Below are 17,915 nucleotides of genomic sequence, written 5' to 3'. Positions count from 1 at the left end.
ATTCTTATGTGTAGCTTATTCGCTTATCAAAATGGGAGTAAATGAACGCTTTTGGGTAAAAACTAAACAGTACCAAAGGCCCACCTTTGTGAACAACATTTAAGAATAACGAAAGGTTGAAAGATGAAAGCGCTAAATACATTGTTCATTCTAATCCTAATGACTATGGATACGAATTCAAAAGCAGAGGATCATTTGCATTCTAAGGAGGCGATCCGTGAGGCGATGGACCATCTGATTGACCGTGCGACGCATTTTGATGTAGAGGCATTGGAGACGATTTATCACAAAGATTTTCATACCACTTTGGTCATGCCTGACGGTAAGGTTGTGGTATATAATAAGAGAGAGTTTATCGAACACTTCGCGAAACAGGCCAAAGAAGGTAAGAACCAATTAAACACCTGGGCCGATTGGCATGACTTTCATATTCTCGGCAACTCCGCCGTGTGCGTACTTACGAGGCAACATAGCGGTATGAACGGGGAGGAAATGAGACTCCTCTGTAATATTGAGTTACGGCTTGAAGACGGAAGGTGGCAGGTTTTGAGAGAGGCCATCTTTTTGCGCCCGCTTTGATCTGAAGTTTGTCAGTTGGAGGGTCGAAGGAAACCGGCTTTCCAACCGATTACAAAACAAAAACGAATTCCATGAAAAGTTTAGCGGTAATAATAACAGGAGGCAGTGGCGGAATAGGCCGTGAAACGGCTATCGCTTTCGCCAAAAAGAATCATAAGGTTCTGATTACGGGGCGTAATGAGGAAAGGCTGAAACAAGTTGCCGATACTAATCCAAACATCCACTATATGGTAGCCGATAGCGCCGACACCTCCAGCGCCGAGGCTATAGTCGGCGAGGCTGTCGCGCTTTGGGGTAAAATAGACGTGTTGGTAAATAATGTCGGCGCCGGGTTGACATCCAAAATAGAGGACATTACGGCCGAAGGGGTATCCAATGTGTTTTCCGTGAACATTGTGGGCACTAGCCTCTTGACAAAATATTCGATTCCCTATTTGAAGAAATCCAAAGGCGCGATTATAAACATCTCAAGCGCTGTGACAAGTATGGCGATTCCCGGAATCTCGCACTACGGGGCGAGCAAGGCGGCTATTGACTACTTGACTAAATCATGGGCTGTTGAGTTGGCTCCGGATATCCGTGTAAACGCCATCGCTCCCGGCTCCACGGAATCAGGCGCTTTGACAGGAATGATGGGCTTGTCGGAAGAACAGGCGAAAGTTGCCGTAGAAAAAGAAGCGGAGATGACTCCTATGGGCAGAAGAGGAGTCCCCAGTGACATTAGCGGTTGGATTGTATGGCTAGCGGACCCCGAGGCCGCTTGGGCTACGGGCCAGGTTATAGCAGTAGACGGAGGGTTTGGACTGTGATCGATTAATAAAGCGTAGAGTTATGCCGTCACTGTCAACGATACGGTTTGGGAGAGCCATATTAAGCGGTCTGCCTTTTAGTTAGACGTTTTGCTGGGCCGTTTTTAATTAGGCCTGCCCATTCATTTAAATACCCCTTTCAGAATTAATTGATCACTCATGAAAGTTAGCCTTAGGCTGATGCTTTTATTGAAACGGAAGAACGGTAAAGTCTTCTGATGGAGACGCTGTGTGTCTGCCTTCGATATTTTCGTTGGGTGAGAAATAGTCAAATCATAAAAATATGGAAAAGTTGAGTTCAAAGATCTCGAAAGTGTCATCGGTCTTAATGATTGTAGCGATGATGATATTTGGCGTTAACGGTTACGCCAAGTCAAAAAAAGAAGTGACTATACAGCATATAAGAAACGCGACTCTTAAGATCGATTACGCCGGAAAAAGCATTTTGCTGGATCCCATGCTCGGGAAGAAGCATAGTTTTATGTCTTTTGTCGAGCAAAATAAAAACTTGAATCCGACAGTGGATTTGCCGTTTTCCGTGGATAAAGTGACGAAAGGCACTGACCTTATACTTTTGACCCATACCCACCTTGATCACTTTGACCAAAAGGCGAAGGATTTCTTGGATAAAAATATTCCGATCTATATTCAGCCTTTTGACAAAGACCTTGTTGAAAAATCAAAGTTCAAGAATATCCATGTCCTGAACAGCAGTACTAAAGTAGGGAATATGGAAATTATCAGGACTACAGGGGTTCACGGTCCTGAAAGCATAAACGAAATGCTCGGGAAAGTATCGGGCTTTGTTTTGAAGGCGAAAAACTACCCGACAATTTATATTGTAGGGGACTGCCTTTTGGATGATGTAATTAGGCATAATATTGAAACCTATAAGCCGGATGTCGTGGTCACGAACTCGGGGGGCGCCGTGTTTATGAACGAGACGATATTGATGGGTGCGCAAGAGACAGTTGATGTCGCTAAGATGGCCCCTGAAGCTACCGTGGTGGCGACGCATATGGAATCGTTGGACCATTGCAAAGTGACAAGGAAACAGATAAGGCAACTGGCCAAGAAAGAACATGTGAGTAATATCCTTACTCCAAAAAATGGCGAGACCTTGAAGCTAAGGTGATAGGAGTTTAAGCGTTCATAGATGAACGCGGTGTGATTTCAGTTCATCAATACCCCAAAAGTCCCATAGAATGGTGATTTTTGGGGTGTCGTTTTTTTAGGGCTTTCCCGACTTTTATTTTTTTCAGAACAACAGGCATCGTTTTCAAAAAAATCAAAATCGGGTGTTTTTGATAAATTCGAAAAATATTAATCTGATAAAAGAATGTTTAAGGATGAGTTTGGATTGTATCCCATCGCGGTTATCGAGCACCATTTACTGGCGCAAACCGATAAGGTGAATTTGTCGACTTACGATATTTGCAAAAACCTCAACGAGCTTTGGGGATCTTTGCGGAAGGAGGAAAGGGAAGAGAAACAGTTGATTGATGTCGATTTTATTCTGAAGATAAATGGCCTTGTCGCTGAATCACTGAATATTACACCAAGGAAAACTTTTAAAGACGCTCAGGCGTGGGATAATGTAATAGAAACCGAAACACAAGAGTTTTCAATAAGTGAAGACAAATATCATTGGAGATGCTGGATGTTTTCGGAGCTGTACTGGAATCAGTTAGAAACGTTGAAAATATCAACGTGCTGGTTTTTTTATAACGTTTTCAATCTCACTTATGGTTTGCCGGAAGAATGGTTGGTAATGGGCAAAATCGGAGACTTTCTGGATTCCCTATCAGGTTCTGGACCACCATTGTTTGACGGTCAAACTTTTTACCCAGAGGAGTATTGTGGGAAATAAACGAACTGCCACCGCGAGGCTCCAGCCTCGTGGCAACACTTACGGCAAGGCTCCAGTCTTGCCTCTGTTTTTTGAAACTTTTTTTACCAAACCCATTTTTCCGGTACGGTCCTAGCGTAACTGTATCTCGGTACGTGACGGAAGCTTGTGGGGATTAATCAACCAAAATGTTTAAGGGATGTCAGAGACATCAGTAAGCGGAAAGTTGGCCCGCGAGGTTGAATACTCGGATGTATTCAACGAAGCCAACTACCGGTCGTTCGCCTTTACCGAAGAAGAGGCGCAGGATTTGTCGGATGACGTGGCCTACGTCATCAAGGACAAAGATAACCGCACCGAGCGTGTGGATCTTGACAATTCGAGGAGTCAGGAAAAGCGGGAAGGGTATATTTCCGACCGCGCGAGTTTCCAGGCCCAGTTGGAAGCCAACTTGCAGCGCATCTCCGATCCGGCTACCCCCGCTAAGCAAGTGGCGGAGTTGGAGCACAAAAATCACAATCTTCGCTACCAGATCGGTCAGATAGACCGTCGTTTGGCCGTGCGCGAGCAGGGTTATAACTTCTTGCGCGCGTTGATGCGTGGCAAGATGATGCGCGAAGAGAAAGAGGCTTTGGAGCTGGGTATGCGCGATTACTTGACCAACTACGTGGCCGCGGGCAAGATAGGCCCCTGCTCGGTTTCGTTTTTGGGCGAGGTTTACGAATACTCGGAGTAATTTCTTTCTTCATATGCATCGGTCCGGGGCGGGGAGCGCAAGGCCTCCGTACCCGGCCTTGGCATATGGGCAAAGGCATTGGAAAATGAGCCGGCAATTTGTGCCGGCTTTTTTTGTGTCGGTGGGTTGGGGCGAACAACATATTTTTTTAAGAATAGTGAAACTAGGGGCCTGTTTCTATATGAGGTTTTTCGTCACAGGTGGGGGCTTATAGTCCTTTACGGTACGCATTTCGGCCCGTTTGCTGTCGGTAACCTGCTTGACTCGGTACGATGATTCTTTGATGTGTATGTTGCCGAAGGGGCTTTATCGCTAAGTATAGCGGGGAGAATGTCTCCGAAAGCGAGTCTAGCGATAAGGGTATTTACCTTGGGGAGCAACATATGCTATACGAGATGAGATACCTGACTTTTGTGATTGCGGTTTTGCTCTCGGCTTGCGCCACCGCAAAAAAAGAGAGTGTACAGAATATTAGGCCCACAAACGGCAACCCCGTAGTGCCGGGCTATTTCGCCGACCCTTCCATTTTCCGGGACGATGACGGCACCTGCTATATTTACGCCACCACCGACGGCTATGATGTCGGGAAGTTTACCAACGGACCGTTCGGTGTCTGGAAGTCCAAGGATTTTCGCAACTGGGAATTTTTCAACTATCCGTACCCCGACGCTTTTCCGTATTGGAGCGAAAAGCATTGGGCGCCGTCGGTGACCAAAGGTCCGGACGGGCGCTATTATATGTACTTTGTCAAGGACGGTTACGATTGCTTTGTCGTTTCGGCCGAGTCTCCTTTGGGACCTTGGAAGGAAGAGAACGCCGGTAAGCCCGTGGCGCCGGAGATGTTCGACGCCGAAGTGTTTAAGGATGACGACGGATCTTATTACTTGGTGTACCAAGGCCCTAAAAAAGAAGGGAAGTATTCCATATGGATGGGCAAGCTGAAGCCGAATATGATAGAGTTTGACGGAGAGCCCCGTATGGTCTACCAAAATTTTGATCTGTTCGAAGGACCGGGAATGTTCAAGCGAGACGGGATTTACTATATGTTGTATTCCAATGGCAGTCTGAGCGGTTCTTATCACGTCAATGTAGCGTACAGCAAAGGGTCGGTATGGGGCCCGTATACGCCGCATAATGTAAAGGGCGGGCCGTATGAGCCGGTCATTAAGCCGATACCCGAGCAAAACCTGATTTCGACAGGCCATAACTCGGTGTTGGATATGGATACGGCCTACTATATGGTCTACCACCGCAAGGCGGACCCTTACCGCAAGGGCTCTGATTTGTACCGTCAAGTGGCGGTGGAGCGCCTGAAGTTTGACAAAAACGGAAGGATGATCAGCGTCAAGCCTACTTTCAAGGGCGTTAATCCGTTGGGTGGTCCGCTTGCCGTGGACGGGAATTTGGCCTTGGACAAGCCCGTAAAGGCGTCGTCGGTGGCGAGCCCTGTCTTCGGCCCGGAAGGGGTGACCGACCAAGACTACCGTACTATGTGGCGCGCCGCGGAGAACACTTATCCGCAGACGCTGGAAATAGACCTTGGCGAAAAGAAAAGCCTGAAAGAGGTGCGGATTTTCTTTGAGTATATGACCGAACGCTACTTTTATCGCATCGATTGTTCGGAAGACGGAAAAGAGTGGAAGCTTTTCGACGACAAAACAAAAAAGGCTGAACTGAAAGCGCCGGCCGTAAGTAAAGGTAGGGCAAAGGCCCGTTTTGTTAAACTTACCATCACGGGATCCACGAAAAAGAACAAGGCACCCGGGGTGTGGGAGGTTTTTTGTAGATAAAGGCCTAAAATCAGAAAAAACAGGAGTGACATCAAGGGATTGAGTACCTTTATAAAGATGAGAAAGCTACATTTTTATACTCTTTTCTGTACTCTTATTCTTTGCGGAAGCTATGTTTTTCAGTCCTCTAGAGATCTAACGGGCATTTATGTGTTAGACTCAAAAAGCTATATGAAAGATGGTGAGAGATTCGGTAAACACGGGAAGCTTTTGGTAAAGGAAATTACCGATAATCGAATTTCGATATCATTGATGCTGAATAATGGAGCGCCGGGATATAATTCGGGGTCGTTTATAGATACTTTGTCTGTTGACAGTAACGGATTGACCAAATACATTTCCGAATGTGATACCAGTTGTGTTATTACATTCTCTTTTTTGAAGGAAGCTGTTCTTGTTCGGCAAGTTTCGGAACGACAATATGGAGCTTGTTGTTTTGGTTTGGGAGTGAACGTATCAGGAAGATTCCTAAAGAAATCTGATGAAGTGCCTGTAATTCGTGATTTAACAGCATCGGATGAAATTACAGACTACTGAGAGCGTATATGCGCAAAATGTGGGAGATTTTTTGTAAATAAAACGTTGGGTATGTGGTTTTTATGCCCTAGGCTGAATAAGAGGAGAAATGAGGGGTAATAAGAAGGCCGGCGAGAAATCGTCGGCTTTTTTTACAGAATTTTTTGAAGGTGCCGGAATCCGTTGCATTCTAAGGGGGTAATCGGTTTTGTTGGATTCCGGGTTTGTGGCCTTAGGCTGGAGCGTCTAGTTTGCCTGTATCGCGGAGAGGTAGTTTATAAGGATTTCTTCCCGTTGCCTTACGGGATTTTTGGCCGTGTTTCCTGATAGCCGGCTTTTTTACGACGGCGTTTTCGTCGCCGGAATACACTATTCACCACAATTTTTTTGATTTATGAGCGATACAAGAAGATCATTTGTGAAAAAGTCGGCTATGGCTGGCTTGGGGATTTCGATGTTGCCCGATTTTGCCTTGTCGAAACAAAACGACCGGAAAAAGGGGGGGAAGAAAGCGGGGAAAGTCAGATTGGGCTTTATCGGCGTGGGTTTGCGCGGTATACAGCATTTGTCCAACGCCCTGAAGCGGGAGGACATTGTCGTGCCGGCGGTGTGCGATATTGATCCGGCGAGGATAAAAATCGCCAAGGAGATGTTGGAAAAGGCCGGGCATAACAAGACGGTTTTTTACGCTCACAGAGAATCGGCTTGGGAAAAAATGCTGAAAGAAGTTGAACTTGACGGCGTAATCATATCGACTCCATGGCTTTGGCATACGGTGATGTGCGTGACGGCTATGCGGGCGGGAGTGTATGCCGGCGTGGAAGTCCCCGCTACCACGACTATGGCGGAGTGTTGGGATTTGGTGAACACTTATGAGGAGACCGGTGTGCCGTGCATGATGTTGGAGAACGTATGTTATCGACGTGATGTAATGGCGGTGCTGAATATGGTAAGACACGACGTGTTCGGTGAGTTGGTCCACGGCCGTTGCGGTTACCTGTATGATATGCGTTACGAAAAATTTAACGATGGAAAACAGTGGTATGGCGGAGGGGTGGAATTTGGCGAAAAGGCGATAGCCGAGGCCCGCTGGCGCACACAGCATTCCGTTCATCGCAATGCCGACATCTATCCTACACACGGCATAGGGCCGATGGCCGTGATGATGAATATAAACCGGGGGAACCGTTTTATGTCTTTGACTTCCGTGGCCACCAAATCCAGAGGCTTGCATGAGTATGTGGTGAAAAACGGCGGCGCTGACCACCCGAACGCCAAAGTGCGCTTTAAATTGGGGGATATAGTGACTTCGATAATAAAAACGGCCAACGGGGAGTCGATTATCGTTACGCACGACACGAATTTACCGCGTCCCTATTCACTCGATTTCAGGGTGCAGGGAACAAGAGGGCTGTGGGAAAAAGACGCTAACAAAGTCTACATAGACGGAGAAAGCAAGCCGAGGAAATGGGACGAGTCGGAGGTGTGGCTGAAAAAGTACGATCATCCGCTATGGAAGAAGTATGAGGAAGAGGCCAAAAAGACCACTTACGGAGGTATGGACTTTTTTGTGTTGCACGCTTTTGTGGAATCGATTAAAGCCCAGTCCGATACGCCGTTGGATGTTTATGACGCCGCGGCTTGGTGCTCAATCACGCCTTTGTCGGAAAGATCCATAGCGAATAATGGCGAGCCCCAAGATTTTCCCGATTTTACGAAAGGCCAATGGATAAAGCGCAAGCCGGTCTACCCGAAACAGGACGAGTATTTTTTCTAGGGTATTTTAGCCAAAGGTTTTAAGGCTCTTCAAATTAAAAACGACCGTATTTTTACGGTCGTTTTCATTTTCGCTTTTTTTGGAGTCGGTATTTCAGCTTACTGAGTCAAAGCGTTCCAAAGAATTTCCACCGGGTGGAGGGCTTGCCTGCCGGTACCGTCTTTTATCTGGTGGCGACAACTGGTGCCGGGCGCGCAGATCACCGTGTCTTTGGCCTGTTTGCGGACGGTGGGGAAAAGTACCAGCTCGCCCACGGCCATAGAAGTTTCGTAGTGTTCCTCTTCATAGCCGAACGACCCGGCCATTCCGCAACATCCCGACGGTATCATATGGACCTCGTAATTGGCCGGGGCGGAGAGGATCTTTTTCATCGGCACCAAAGACGATAGGGCCTTTTGGTGGCAATGTCCGTGGACTTTGATGAGTTTTTTGTCGGTGTGGAACATGTCCGGCGTAATTCTGCTGGCGTCCAGCTCCCGGGCCAAAAATTCGTCTATGGTCAAGACGTTCCCGGCCAACTGTTCGGCGTCTTTTTGCTCCTGTCCGCGGAGCAGGTCTTTGTACTCGTCGCGGAAAGTGAGGATCGCCGACGGCTCCACGCCCAGTAGCGGGCTCTCTTCGCTGATAAGATCTTTGAGCATAGCCACGTTTTTGCTGGCTACCTTTCGGGCCTTTTTCAAAAATCCTTTCGAAAGGAATGTCCTGCCGCTTTCTATATGTTTCGGGATCTCGACTTCGTAACCCAGTGCCGTCAACAGTTTGATGGTGGTGATGCCTATCGGCGTGTCGTTGTAGTTGGTGAACTCGTCGGAGAAAAGGAACACTTTGCGCTTGGGCGCTTCCACATAGCCTCCGTTTTGGTCAAACCATTTGTTCAGGGTGGTTTTGTGGAGGAGGGGAATGCTTCTTTCCGTAGCGAAGCCCATCATTTTCTTGGCGGGTTTGGCCAGCCACTCGTTTCCGAATACCATATTGTAGGCCCACGGCGCCAATTCGGCCATTTTGTTGGCTTGTGGCGTGTAGGCGATCATCTGGGCGCGGAACGGAGCCCCTTTCTGGTCGTAATAGTGTTGCAGAAATTCGGCTTTGAGCTTGGCCAAGTCCACGTTCGACGGGCATTCGGACTTACAGCCCTTGCACGACAGGCACAAATCCATCACTTCTTTCACCATTTCGTCGGCGGGGAGTTGGCCCCCTTCGGTTTTGGCCGTCAGGGCTTCGCGCATTACGTTGGCGCGGGCGCGGGTGGTATGTTTTTCGTCGCCGGTGGCCATATAGCTAGGGCACATGGTACCGCCCGAAAGTTCCGTTTTCCGGCAGTCGCCGGAGCCGTTGCAGCGTTCGGCGCCGCGGAGTATGCCCTCGTCGCCGGTAAAGTCGAACACCGTGTCGTATTCCGGAGTGGCCTGCCCGGGAACGTAGCGCAAATGCTCGTTCATTTTCGGCGTGTCCACTATCTTGCCCGGGTTGAATACGTTGTGCGGATCCCAGGCCCTTTTTACTCGCTTTATCAGCTTGAAGTTCTTTTCGCCCACCATATACGGGATAAACTCCCCGCGCAGGCGTCCGTCGCCGTGTTCGCCACTGAGCGACCCTCTGTATTTCTTGACCAATTTGGCGATGTCGTCCGCTATGGTGTGGAACATCTCGTTGCCCTCTTCGGTCTTGAGGTTGATTATGGGGCGCAGGTGCAGTTCGCCTGTGCCGGCGTGGGCGTAGTGTACGCAGCTGAGTCCGCGCTTGTCCAGCGTCACGTTGAATTCGCGGATATATTCCGGCAGGTCTTCCGGATCCACGGCCGTGTCCTCAATCACCGGCGCCGGCTTGGCGTCGCCGGGAATGTTGGAGAGCAAACCCAGGCCGGCTTTGCGCAGGGCCCAGATTTTCTTCATGTCGTTGCCGTACAGTACGGGATAGTGGTAGCCGTAGCCCTTGGCTTTGAAGTCGGCTATCATGGCGGCCACGTCGCGGTCGCGCTCCTCTTCGGTGTCCCGGGCTATCTCCACCACCAATATGGCCCCCGGATCCCCGTCTATAAAGAAACGGTTTTCTCGCTGGGCTATATTCTCTTTGGTGCAGTCCATTATGAACTTGTCGATCAGCTCGGAGGCGCTGGGCCTGAAGGCCAAACAGGCGATATTGGCCCTGAGCGATTCGTCTATGGTATGGAAGTGCGTACACACCAGCGCCTTGTGTTTGGGCGGGAGTGGGGCTAGTTTTACCTTCAGCTCCGTAACGAACATCAAGGTGCCTTCCGATCCCGCTATAAGTTTGCAGAAGTTAAACGGTTCGGCCCCTTCGGTAAAAGGCTCCGTTTCCAGCAACAGGTCTATGGCGTAGCCGGTATTTCGTCTTTTGATCGACGGCTTCGGGAATTCCTTCCTGATCTCTTCCTGGTTTTCCGGCGCCGACAGGATTTCCCTCACCTGCCTGTACACCGATGTTTCGAGGCTGTCGGGGCCTTGGCATTTCTGTTCGAACTCTTCGACCGTAATATCGGTGAATTCGGTTTGCGAACCGTCGCTGAGAAATCCCTTTACCGAGATCAGCTGGTCGCGGGCGCTGCCGTATACTATGGAGTTGGCCCCGCAGGAGTTGTTGCCCACCATGCCGCCTATCATGGCGCGGTTTGCGGTGGAGGTTTCCGGCCCGTAGTACAGGTTTCTCTCCTTGAGCTTGATGTTGAGCACGTCGCGCACTATGCCGGGCTGTACCCTTGCCCAACCTTCGGCTTCGTTTACCTCTATGATTTCCTTGAAGCGTTTGGATACGTCCACCACTATGCCTCCGCCCACTACCTGCCCTGCCAGTGATGTCCCGGCGGTGCGGGGAATCACGGAAGTGCCGTTCTCTTTGGCGAAGAGTATAAGTTTTTTGATGTCGCTTTCGGTGGCGGGCACGGCTACGGCCGTCGGCGTCTCGCGGTAAGCGGAGGCGTCGGTGGCGTAAAGCGTACGCATGGTGTCGTCGAAAAAAAGGTCGCCGTCGAGTTCGGCGGCCAGAGCTTGTAGCTTCGGGGTAGAGATCATAACAAGTAGCTAAACGGTCTTGGCGGTTGCGGGCTCCAGGGCGTTTTCCGCTTATAGCGGTCGTAAACGCCGTTTTTCGCAACCGAAAACAGGTACTCGTGAACGAAACGCATGCGCTGAAAAAACGCGGGGCGATAGAAAATTCACAGTTCCGGTTCTGCGAGATCCTTATTTTGGGAGTAAAAATAATGTATTGATGTCAAAAAAATATCATTACGATTGTGAAAGTCGTAAGGAGAATGGCTTTTTCTTAGATATTAGAAGGAGGGTGACACCAAGCCGTTTGGAAAGCTTGGGCCATTTCCTTCTGAACTTTCGGCGTGGCGAAAGCGATTGGTATTTGACGTTTGTGTCTTATTATTTTTTTGGCGGAGCCATACGGATATCACCGGGATGGTTGACTTTGAAATGCATGATTCCGGCGATGCTGGCGGCGTGTTTTTTGAGCGTAGTGGCCCGGATTCCTTCGAAGTTTTCGTCGATGGTTTTGTCGAACAACTCTAGCCAACGGTCAAATAACGCCTGTTCCATCGGCGCCCGATCGTGCACTTTGGCGTGGGCCTCAATTGGGCGTCCTTTGTATTTGGCTACGCCGAAGATGTTGGTCTCCCAGAAGTCGTACATGATGGGCAGGTGCTTGCTCCAGTCCACTTTCATGACATCGTCGAAAATTGGCCCCAAAAGAGGGTCTTTCCTGACTTTCTCATAAAAGTCGTCGACGAGCCATTCCACGTCGGCCCTTCCTTTTATGTCTTCCATAGGTTTGCTACGGATGGTTTTAGTGATTGTTGTTTTAGTTTCGCAATGGGTTTGCGGGCAATGACAAATATACGTGGTCGGGGAGCTAACGGTTTATGAGTTCACTCATAAAAGTCTCCTTATGGTCGTGTTTGCGATTTAGGTATCGGCTTCTGCCGAGATTACGGGTTCGTGACGTACGGGAAAATTGCAAGAGTTGGCTATGAAACACATGCGGTGGGCTTGGGCGTGTAGAGCTAGGGCCTGTTCCGGATCGCCGACGCCGATAGTGACTTCGGGGCGAAGCATAACCTCGGTCATCCGTCCGGGAGTTGTGGCGGACCCGTCATCCATTTTGGCTGTGGCCCTGTCGGTGTATGCGGTGACCGAAATACCGGCTTCGGCGCACAGGTGCAGATACCAGAGCATGTGGCAAGAGGAAAGTGAGGCGAGCAGGAGTTCTTCGGGGTTGTGCCGTGTAGGATCGCCTAGAAAAGCGGGATCGGAGGAACCGGCGATATCGGCTTTTCCTTGGCTTATAAATCGGTGATCGCGGCTATAGGAGCGGTAACCGGCGGTGCCTTGGCCTTTATTGCCGGTCCATTCGGTGGTGATTAGGTAGTTGTGGGTGCTCATGAGGCTGGAGTTCTTAATGGTTCGGCGGTAATGTTACGCAAATTTCGATTATTTGGACTATAAATCATTATGATATAATTTAGCCGGCTTTCCTAAAGCTTTTTTCTTCGGGCTTTAAGGCTTGGTTGTGGTGCTTTTTGCTGTTTTATTCGTTTTCTTTGCCCTGCTTTTGACTTAGTGGTTTGTAGACTCGTTTTTTTTCCTTTTTCATTTGGTTTTTGAGTGAATGAAAAAAGTGAATTGCGGGCTTGTGATTTGTTAGGGCGTCTGATAGTCATGTCTCTACGCTAGAGAGAGTGTTGCGTCGGGAAGGAATTAAGTAGAGGAAATCAAAAGACCAATGATGGGTCATTACTGTTCTTGGCAAGCGCGTTTTGGTTAGGGTAAAACCTGAAAGGGAGACCGTGGAGCGGTTTTTCGGCGTGTTTGTGATAAAGATCAGCTTTGTCGGTGCCTTTTATGAGGCAAATGAAATTGAGAACAGGCTTAATTTTGAAGCTTGGATTATTATACAGAATGATGAGAAGACTATTATCTAGAGCATTGGCTCTCGTTTTTGCATTGGGAGTTGCCGGACAGGCCGTAGCCGCCGACGATAAGGACAAGGAAGGCTTCCCGAAAACGGGGTTGTCTTGGAAATTGGGGAAAAACGACAACCAAAGCCTTTCGGTGGCGATTATGGGGCAGTTTTGGTTGCGCAACATCGAAAATAACCCGGGAACGATCAACGCCGCCGGCGAGGAGGAAAGCAATACTTGGGACATGGCGATGAGACGTATGCGCTTGGTGGCCAAGTATACTTATAATGATAGACTGACGGTGTTCACGCAGTTTGGTACCAATAACGTTACGTTCAACAATTCCATCGCTACGTCCTCGTCGCACACGTCTAGGCCAACGATGTTTATCCACGACTTTTGGGGGATGTACAAGGTCTCGTCGGGCAACCAGTTTTATTTGGGGGCCGGAATGAACGCGTTTGCGGGTGTGTCTCGCTACTCCAACTGTTCTAGCTTCACTTTTCTGACGTTGGATAACCCGTTGGTGAACTACTCGGGCATTAACCGTCACGATCAGTTTTATAGGCAAATAGGTATGTTCGCCGCTGGAGAGTTGGGACGGTTGAATTACCGTATAGCTTTAAGCAAGCCGTTCACTTATGGAAAACTTGCTTCGGAGCTTATAGACGGCGACGCAAACAACAATCCTTATGTGGATAACGCGGTGGCGATAAGGTCGACAAAATTCAGCGTTAAAGGATACGCTTATTGGCAGTTTGGAGATAAGACAAGCGCGGCGTCTCCTTTTTTGCCAATGTGTTATTTGGGTAGTAAGCGTATATACAATTTAGGAGTAGGTTTTAATCTCTATCCTGAATCGGCGGCTTATGTGAAGGAAGTGGCGCCGTCAACCCTCGAAGTGGAAAAAGAAGACCGCTTGGAAATAGGGGTGGACTTTATGATGGAGAATCCGTTTGATAACGGTTCTTCGCTAACCTACTATGGCGTATGGTATCATTATGAATTGGGTAAGAACTATCTCCGCCAAGCTGGTATTATGAACGTGGCCAGTGGCCAAACCCCGGACGCTGCGACGAAGTATCCCCAAGGCAAAGGAAACAACTACTACGTAATCGGTACGGGCGATATTTTCCTGACGGAGATCGGATACCTGTTCCCTGAAAGCATCTCGTTGGGCAAAACCCGTATCCAGCCCTTCGGTCGCTTTACTTACCAAGACTTCGATGCCGTAAAAGAGGCTGGTACCGTATACGACATGGGTGTGAACTTCCTGGTTGCTGGCAACAGGTTCAAGATTTCCGCCCAATATTCGTTGCGTCCGCTTTACGAAGGAACAGTAGGCCCTGACGCTACAGCCGAAATTGCGGAGCACAGAGGGTTGGCGATTATGCAGCTCCAGTTCCGTCTTTAATCACCGAAGCCGCTAAGCGTTTCGGACGTTGGACACAAGAAAATCACGCGACATGGCGGGGAGCATATTCCCGCCATGTTTGGTTAAAGCGTAAAAAAGCTGTGTTTTGGGCCGAAAGAAATACGAATCGGAAAAACGAAACCGGCGCGGCTTTTAAGTCATCGATTTTTTTAGCACATTTGTAACCTTGTGGGTTTGTTTACGGGCGGTTACAAAAGCTTCAACTTGAGTAGGGAGTATGCAACTAGATTGTCACGCGATATGGCAACAATGCCTGGCGTTTATCAAGGGTAACGTAGGGGAGCAAAGCTTTAATACGTGGTTTTCTCCGATAAAGCCGCTGAGGCTTCAGGACAATAAGATTACGATTCAGGTACCTAGCCAATTCTTTTACGAGTATCTGGAAGAGCATTACGTACATTTGTTGCGCGAAGCGATCGACAAAGTTCTGGGTCGAGAGTGGCGTTTGGAATATTCCGTTGTAGTCGATCGTGGCAACAACGGCAATCAGCCCTACACGGTAAATTTGCCGAACAAAAAGCATGGCAATAGGGGACCGTCGGTTACGGCCGGTTACACGAGCCCTTTTGAGCTGAAGGCTGTAGACGAATCCGTACAGGAATCGAACCTGAACCCCAACAATACTTTCGAAAACTACATCGAAGGCGACTGCAACCGCTTGGCCCGTTCGGCGGGATTCGCTGTGGCGCAGAAGCCGGGTGTCACTTCGTTCAACCCATTGATGCTGTACGGCGGAGTGGGATTGGGCAAAACCCACCTAGTGCAGGCGATAGGCAACGAGATAAAGAACAATATCGAGCTGGCCGACAAGTTTGTGCTTTACGTTTCTTCGGAAAAATTCACCAACCAATTTATAGAGGCGCTTAAGTCGAACCGCTTGCAGGAGTTCCAAAACTTCTATATGCAGGTGGACGTGCTGATTCTGGACGATGTTCAGTTTTTGGCGGGCAAGGAGAAAACGCAGGAAATGTTCTTCCACGTGTTTAACCACCTTCACCAGTCCGGCAAGCAGATCATCATGACCAGCGACTGCCCTCCGCGCGATCTTATGGGCTTGCAGGAGCGTTTGCTCTCCCGTTTCAAATGGGGACTTACCGCCGACTTGCAACAGCCTGATTACGAGACCCGCCAAGCGATTATCGAGCGTAAGATGCAGGCCGACGGAATTACGATTCCTAAAAACGTTTTGGAATATTTGGCCTACTCGATCGATACGAATATTCGCGAGTTGGAAGGCGTTTTGATCTCGCTTTTGGCCCAAGGGTCTTTGGTCCGCAAGGAGATCGACCTTGATATGGCCAAAGCCACATTGAAGCACATTGTTAATGATGTGGAGATGGAGGTGAGCATTGAGGCTATTCAGGAAACGGTGGCCGAACATTTTTCGTTGAGCGTAGCTGACCTGAAAGCGAAATCACGGAAAAAAGAGCTGGTGGTGGCTCGCCAGATTGCGATGTACTTCTCCAAAGAGTTTACCGAGCATTCCCTCAAATCAATCGGATACCATTTTGGTGGCCGTGACCACAGTACGGTAATCCATGCCGTTCAGTCGGTGAATGATATGCTTGAGGAAGATTCGCAGTACAAAGGGCATATTCAGGAATTGGAAAAGAAAATCAAGGTGCGGGCGTAATTGTCGCTTGTGCGTAATCCGATTTTTTCGGAATAAAATATACCAGCCGTCCGGTTCTAAGCCGAGCGGCTTTTTTGTTTGTGGGTGTTTTTTAGCCTTAGGTCTTTGGTCCCTTTTTGAAATTCTAATAGTATAACAAAGCCACACGTTTGTACTTTCTCCCAGAGAAAAACACTTAATACCTCATACCAAATGCCCCATGCCCATTTTCTGAAGTGATAAAATCGATTTCTGAAAATAAGCCCGTCCCTATGAGGGCAAAAACGGGGCGAATGTTAATTTTGCAGCATGGCAGAGCAGATCTTAATCATCGATTTCGGTTCACAGTACACGCAGCTGATAGCCAGGCGCGTGCGTGAACTCAATGTTTATTGTGAAATTCACCCTTACAACAACCTTCCCGAGCTGTCTGAGGACGTAGTGGGCGTGATCTTGTCCGGCAGTCCCCATTCCGTACGCGACGAGGACGCTCCGGTGATCGACCTGACTCCTTACAGAGGAAAGTTGCCGTTGTTGGGCGTTTGTTACGGAGCGCAATACATGGCCTTCCATAATGGAGGCGAGGTTTTGCCATCGACTATCCGTGAGTACGGAAGAGCGAATCTTACGAAAGTGGATAACGCTTGTCCGTTGATGAAAGACATTCCTTTGAATTCGCAGGTTTGGATGTCGCACGGCGACACTATCAAGAGCCTTCCCGAAGGATTCGAAATTGTGGCTTCTACCGAGTCCGTTGAATGCGCGGCCTACCACGTAAAAGGCGAGGACACTTTCGCTATCCAGTTCCACCCGGAAGTGACGCACTCTCTGGACGGATTGACCCTTTTGAAAAACTTTATTGTCGGAGTTTGCGGATGCAGCCAGTCTTGGACGCCGGACTCTTTCGTGGAAAGCACGGTTGCGGAGCTGAAAGCGAAATTGGGCAACGATAAAGTGATCATGGGCCTTTCGGGCGGCGTGGACTCTACAGTGGCCGCCGTATTGTTGCACAAGGCGATCGGTGACCGTTTGCACTGTATCTTCGTGGACAACGGGCTGTTGAGAAAGAACGAATTCGAGGACGTGCTGGACTCTTACAAGCACATGGGCCTCAATATCAAAGGCGTGAATGCCAAGGATTTGTTCTACAAAGAACTCGAAGGCCTTACCGATCCTGAGAAGAAGCGTAAAGCTATCGGCAAAGTGTTTATCGACGTTTTCGACGCCGAATCGCACAAAGTGGAAGACGCTAAATGGCTCGGTCAGGGAACTATTTATCCTGACGTGATTGAGTCGGTTTCTGTAAAAGGGCCGTCGGCCACTATCAAGTCGCACCACAACGTGGGCGGTTTGCCGGACTTTATGAAACTGAAAGTCGTGGAGCCGTTGAACACCCTGTTCAAAGACGAAGTTCGTCGCGTGGGCAAATCAATGGGCATCGACGCCAAGCTTTTGGGACGCCATCCGTTCCCGGGCCCAGGTTTGGGTATCCGTATCTTGGGTGATGTGACAGCCGAAAAAGTGCGCATCCTTCAGGAAGTGGACCACATCTTTATCAAAGGTCTGAGAGACAAAGGCCTTTACGACGACGTTTGGCAGGCTGGAGCAATGCTGTTGCCGGTACAGTCGGTAGGCGTAATGGGCGATGAGCGTACTTACGAAAGCGTAGTGGCTTTGCGCGCCGTAAGTAGCCGCGACGGTATGACCGCCGATTGGGTGCATTTGCCTTACGATTTCTTGGCCGAAGTGTCAAACAACATCATTAACCAAGTGAAAGGCGTAAACCGAGTGGTGTATGACATCAGCTCTAAACCGCCGGCCACTATCGAATGGGAATAATCCTGAAAAAATTCCTGTTTTGAACGAATCCCCTGCGCAGTGACGGAGGGGA

14 protein-coding genes are annotated in these 17,915 nt (G+C 49.0%); 11 read left to right on the top strand and 3 right to left on the bottom strand.

The genetic code is table 11. The annotated features are described in order from the left end of the window. Nucleotides 1-165: 165 nt before the first annotated feature. From AABK39_RS13605 to AABK39_RS13570, 8 genes are all read left to right on the top strand, one after another. A complete protein-coding gene (locus AABK39_RS13605; protein WP_338391885.1) occupies nt 166-579 on the top strand; it encodes a DUF4440 domain-containing protein in 414 nt (137 codons plus the stop codon). A gap of 71 nt (nt 580-650) precedes the next feature. Then, a complete protein-coding gene (locus tag AABK39_RS13600) occupies nt 651-1,388 on the top strand; it encodes an SDR family NAD(P)-dependent oxidoreductase (protein WP_338391884.1) in 738 nt (245 codons plus the stop codon). 283 nt (nt 1,389-1,671) lie between these two features. Beyond that, nucleotides 1,672-2,523: an MBL fold metallo-hydrolase gene (locus AABK39_RS13595; RefSeq protein ID WP_338391883.1), complete on the top strand. Its 852-nt coding sequence runs from the start codon at nt 1,672-1,674 to the stop codon at nt 2,521-2,523. Nucleotides 2,524-2,727: 204 nt separating this feature from the next. After that, nucleotides 2,728-3,258, top strand: a complete 531-nt coding sequence (locus tag AABK39_RS13590; RefSeq protein ID WP_338391882.1) for a hypothetical protein — start codon at nt 2,728-2,730, stop codon at nt 3,256-3,258. A 178-nt stretch (nt 3,259-3,436) separates the two neighbouring features. Then, nucleotides 3,437-3,973: a hypothetical protein gene (locus tag AABK39_RS13585; RefSeq protein WP_338391881.1), complete on the top strand. Its 537-nt coding sequence runs from the start codon at nt 3,437-3,439 to the stop codon at nt 3,971-3,973. A gap of 395 nt (nt 3,974-4,368) precedes the next feature. Beyond that, nucleotides 4,369-5,763: a family 43 glycosylhydrolase gene (locus tag AABK39_RS13580; RefSeq protein ID WP_338391880.1), complete on the top strand. Its 1,395-nt coding sequence runs from the start codon at nt 4,369-4,371 to the stop codon at nt 5,761-5,763. A gap of 57 nt (nt 5,764-5,820) precedes the next feature. Further along, complete coding sequence (locus tag AABK39_RS13575) at nt 5,821-6,300, top strand: hypothetical protein (protein WP_338391879.1); 480 nt, start codon at nt 5,821-5,823, stop codon at nt 6,298-6,300. Between the two features lie 373 nt (nt 6,301-6,673). Continuing rightward, entirely contained in the window at nt 6,674-8,056 is a 1,383-nt protein-coding gene (locus tag AABK39_RS13570; RefSeq protein WP_338391878.1) for a Gfo/Idh/MocA family protein, read from the top strand. A 98-nt stretch (nt 8,057-8,154) separates the two neighbouring features. Here AABK39_RS13570 and AABK39_RS13565 read toward each other — a convergent pair whose 3' ends face one another. From AABK39_RS13565 to AABK39_RS13555, 3 genes are all read right to left on the bottom strand, one after another. After that, complete coding sequence (locus AABK39_RS13565; RefSeq protein ID WP_338391877.1) at nt 8,155-11,085, bottom strand: FAD-binding and (Fe-S)-binding domain-containing protein; 2,931 nt, start codon at nt 11,083-11,085, stop codon at nt 8,155-8,157. A 357-nt stretch (nt 11,086-11,442) separates the two neighbouring features. Next, on the bottom strand, nt 11,443-11,844 hold the full coding sequence (locus AABK39_RS13560) for a group III truncated hemoglobin (protein ID WP_338391876.1): 402 nt from the start codon (nt 11,842-11,844) through the stop codon (nt 11,443-11,445). A gap of 138 nt (nt 11,845-11,982) precedes the next feature. Then, nucleotides 11,983-12,459 (bottom strand): OsmC family protein, encoded by a 477-nt coding sequence (locus tag AABK39_RS13555; RefSeq protein ID WP_338391875.1) that lies wholly within the window; start codon nt 12,457-12,459, stop codon nt 11,983-11,985. Nucleotides 12,460-12,975: 516 nt separating this feature from the next. Between AABK39_RS13555 and AABK39_RS13550 the strand changes: the two genes are divergently transcribed. From AABK39_RS13550 to guaA, 3 genes are all read left to right on the top strand, one after another. Then, nucleotides 12,976-14,391: a hypothetical protein gene (locus AABK39_RS13550; protein WP_338391874.1), complete on the top strand. Its 1,416-nt coding sequence runs from the start codon at nt 12,976-12,978 to the stop codon at nt 14,389-14,391. A 238-nt stretch (nt 14,392-14,629) separates the two neighbouring features. After that, complete coding sequence (gene dnaA / locus AABK39_RS13545) at nt 14,630-16,045, top strand: chromosomal replication initiator protein DnaA (protein WP_338391873.1); 1,416 nt, start codon at nt 14,630-14,632, stop codon at nt 16,043-16,045. Nucleotides 16,046-16,333: 288 nt separating this feature from the next. Continuing rightward, nucleotides 16,334-17,863 carry a glutamine-hydrolyzing GMP synthase gene (gene guaA, locus AABK39_RS13540; RefSeq protein WP_338391872.1) on the top strand — a complete coding sequence of 510 codons (1,530 nt, stop codon included), beginning with the start codon at nt 16,334-16,336 and terminating at the stop codon, nt 17,861-17,863. The last annotated feature ends 52 nt before the right edge of the window (nt 17,864-17,915 follow it).

It is taken from the genome of Fulvitalea axinellae (assembly GCF_036492835.1).
In the GTDB taxonomy this organism is placed as follows: domain Bacteria; phylum Bacteroidota; class Bacteroidia; order Cytophagales; family Cyclobacteriaceae; genus Fulvitalea; species Fulvitalea axinellae.
This window is presented reverse-complemented; position numbering and strand designations above follow the sequence as displayed.

What these genes read in the sequence shown, in the direction of transcription:
- AABK39_RS13590 (WP_338391882.1), top strand. Translation starts at nt 2,728, where the DNA reads ATGTTTAAGGATGAGTTTGGATTGTATCCCATCGCGGTTATCGAGCAC.
- AABK39_RS13580 (WP_338391880.1), top strand. Translation starts at nt 4,369, where the DNA reads ATGAGATACCTGACTTTTGTGATTGCGGTTTTGCTCTCGGCTTGCGCC.
- AABK39_RS13575 (WP_338391879.1), top strand. Translation starts at nt 5,821, where the DNA reads ATGAGAAAGCTACATTTTTATACTCTTTTCTGTACTCTTATTCTTTGC.
- AABK39_RS13565 (WP_338391877.1), bottom strand. Translation starts at nt 11,085, where the DNA reads ATGATCTCTACCCCGAAGCTACAAGCTCTGGCCGCCGAACTCGACGGC.
- AABK39_RS13560 (WP_338391876.1), bottom strand. Translation starts at nt 11,844, where the DNA reads ATGGAAGACATAAAAGGAAGGGCCGACGTGGAATGGCTCGTCGACGAC.
- AABK39_RS13585 (WP_338391881.1), top strand. Translation starts at nt 3,437, where the DNA reads ATGTCAGAGACATCAGTAAGCGGAAAGTTGGCCCGCGAGGTTGAATAC.
- AABK39_RS13605 (WP_338391885.1), top strand. Translation starts at nt 166, where the DNA reads ATGGATACGAATTCAAAAGCAGAGGATCATTTGCATTCTAAGGAGGCG.
- guaA (WP_338391872.1), top strand. Translation starts at nt 16,334, where the DNA reads ATGGCAGAGCAGATCTTAATCATCGATTTCGGTTCACAGTACACGCAG.
- dnaA (WP_338391873.1), top strand. Translation starts at nt 14,630, where the DNA reads ATGCAACTAGATTGTCACGCGATATGGCAACAATGCCTGGCGTTTATC.
- AABK39_RS13570 (WP_338391878.1), top strand. Translation starts at nt 6,674, where the DNA reads ATGAGCGATACAAGAAGATCATTTGTGAAAAAGTCGGCTATGGCTGGC.
- AABK39_RS13550 (WP_338391874.1), top strand. Translation starts at nt 12,976, where the DNA reads ATGATGAGAAGACTATTATCTAGAGCATTGGCTCTCGTTTTTGCATTG.
- AABK39_RS13600 (WP_338391884.1), top strand. Translation starts at nt 651, where the DNA reads ATGAAAAGTTTAGCGGTAATAATAACAGGAGGCAGTGGCGGAATAGGC.
- AABK39_RS13555 (WP_338391875.1), bottom strand. Translation starts at nt 12,459, where the DNA reads ATGAGCACCCACAACTACCTAATCACCACCGAATGGACCGGCAATAAA.
- AABK39_RS13595 (WP_338391883.1), top strand. Translation starts at nt 1,672, where the DNA reads ATGGAAAAGTTGAGTTCAAAGATCTCGAAAGTGTCATCGGTCTTAATG.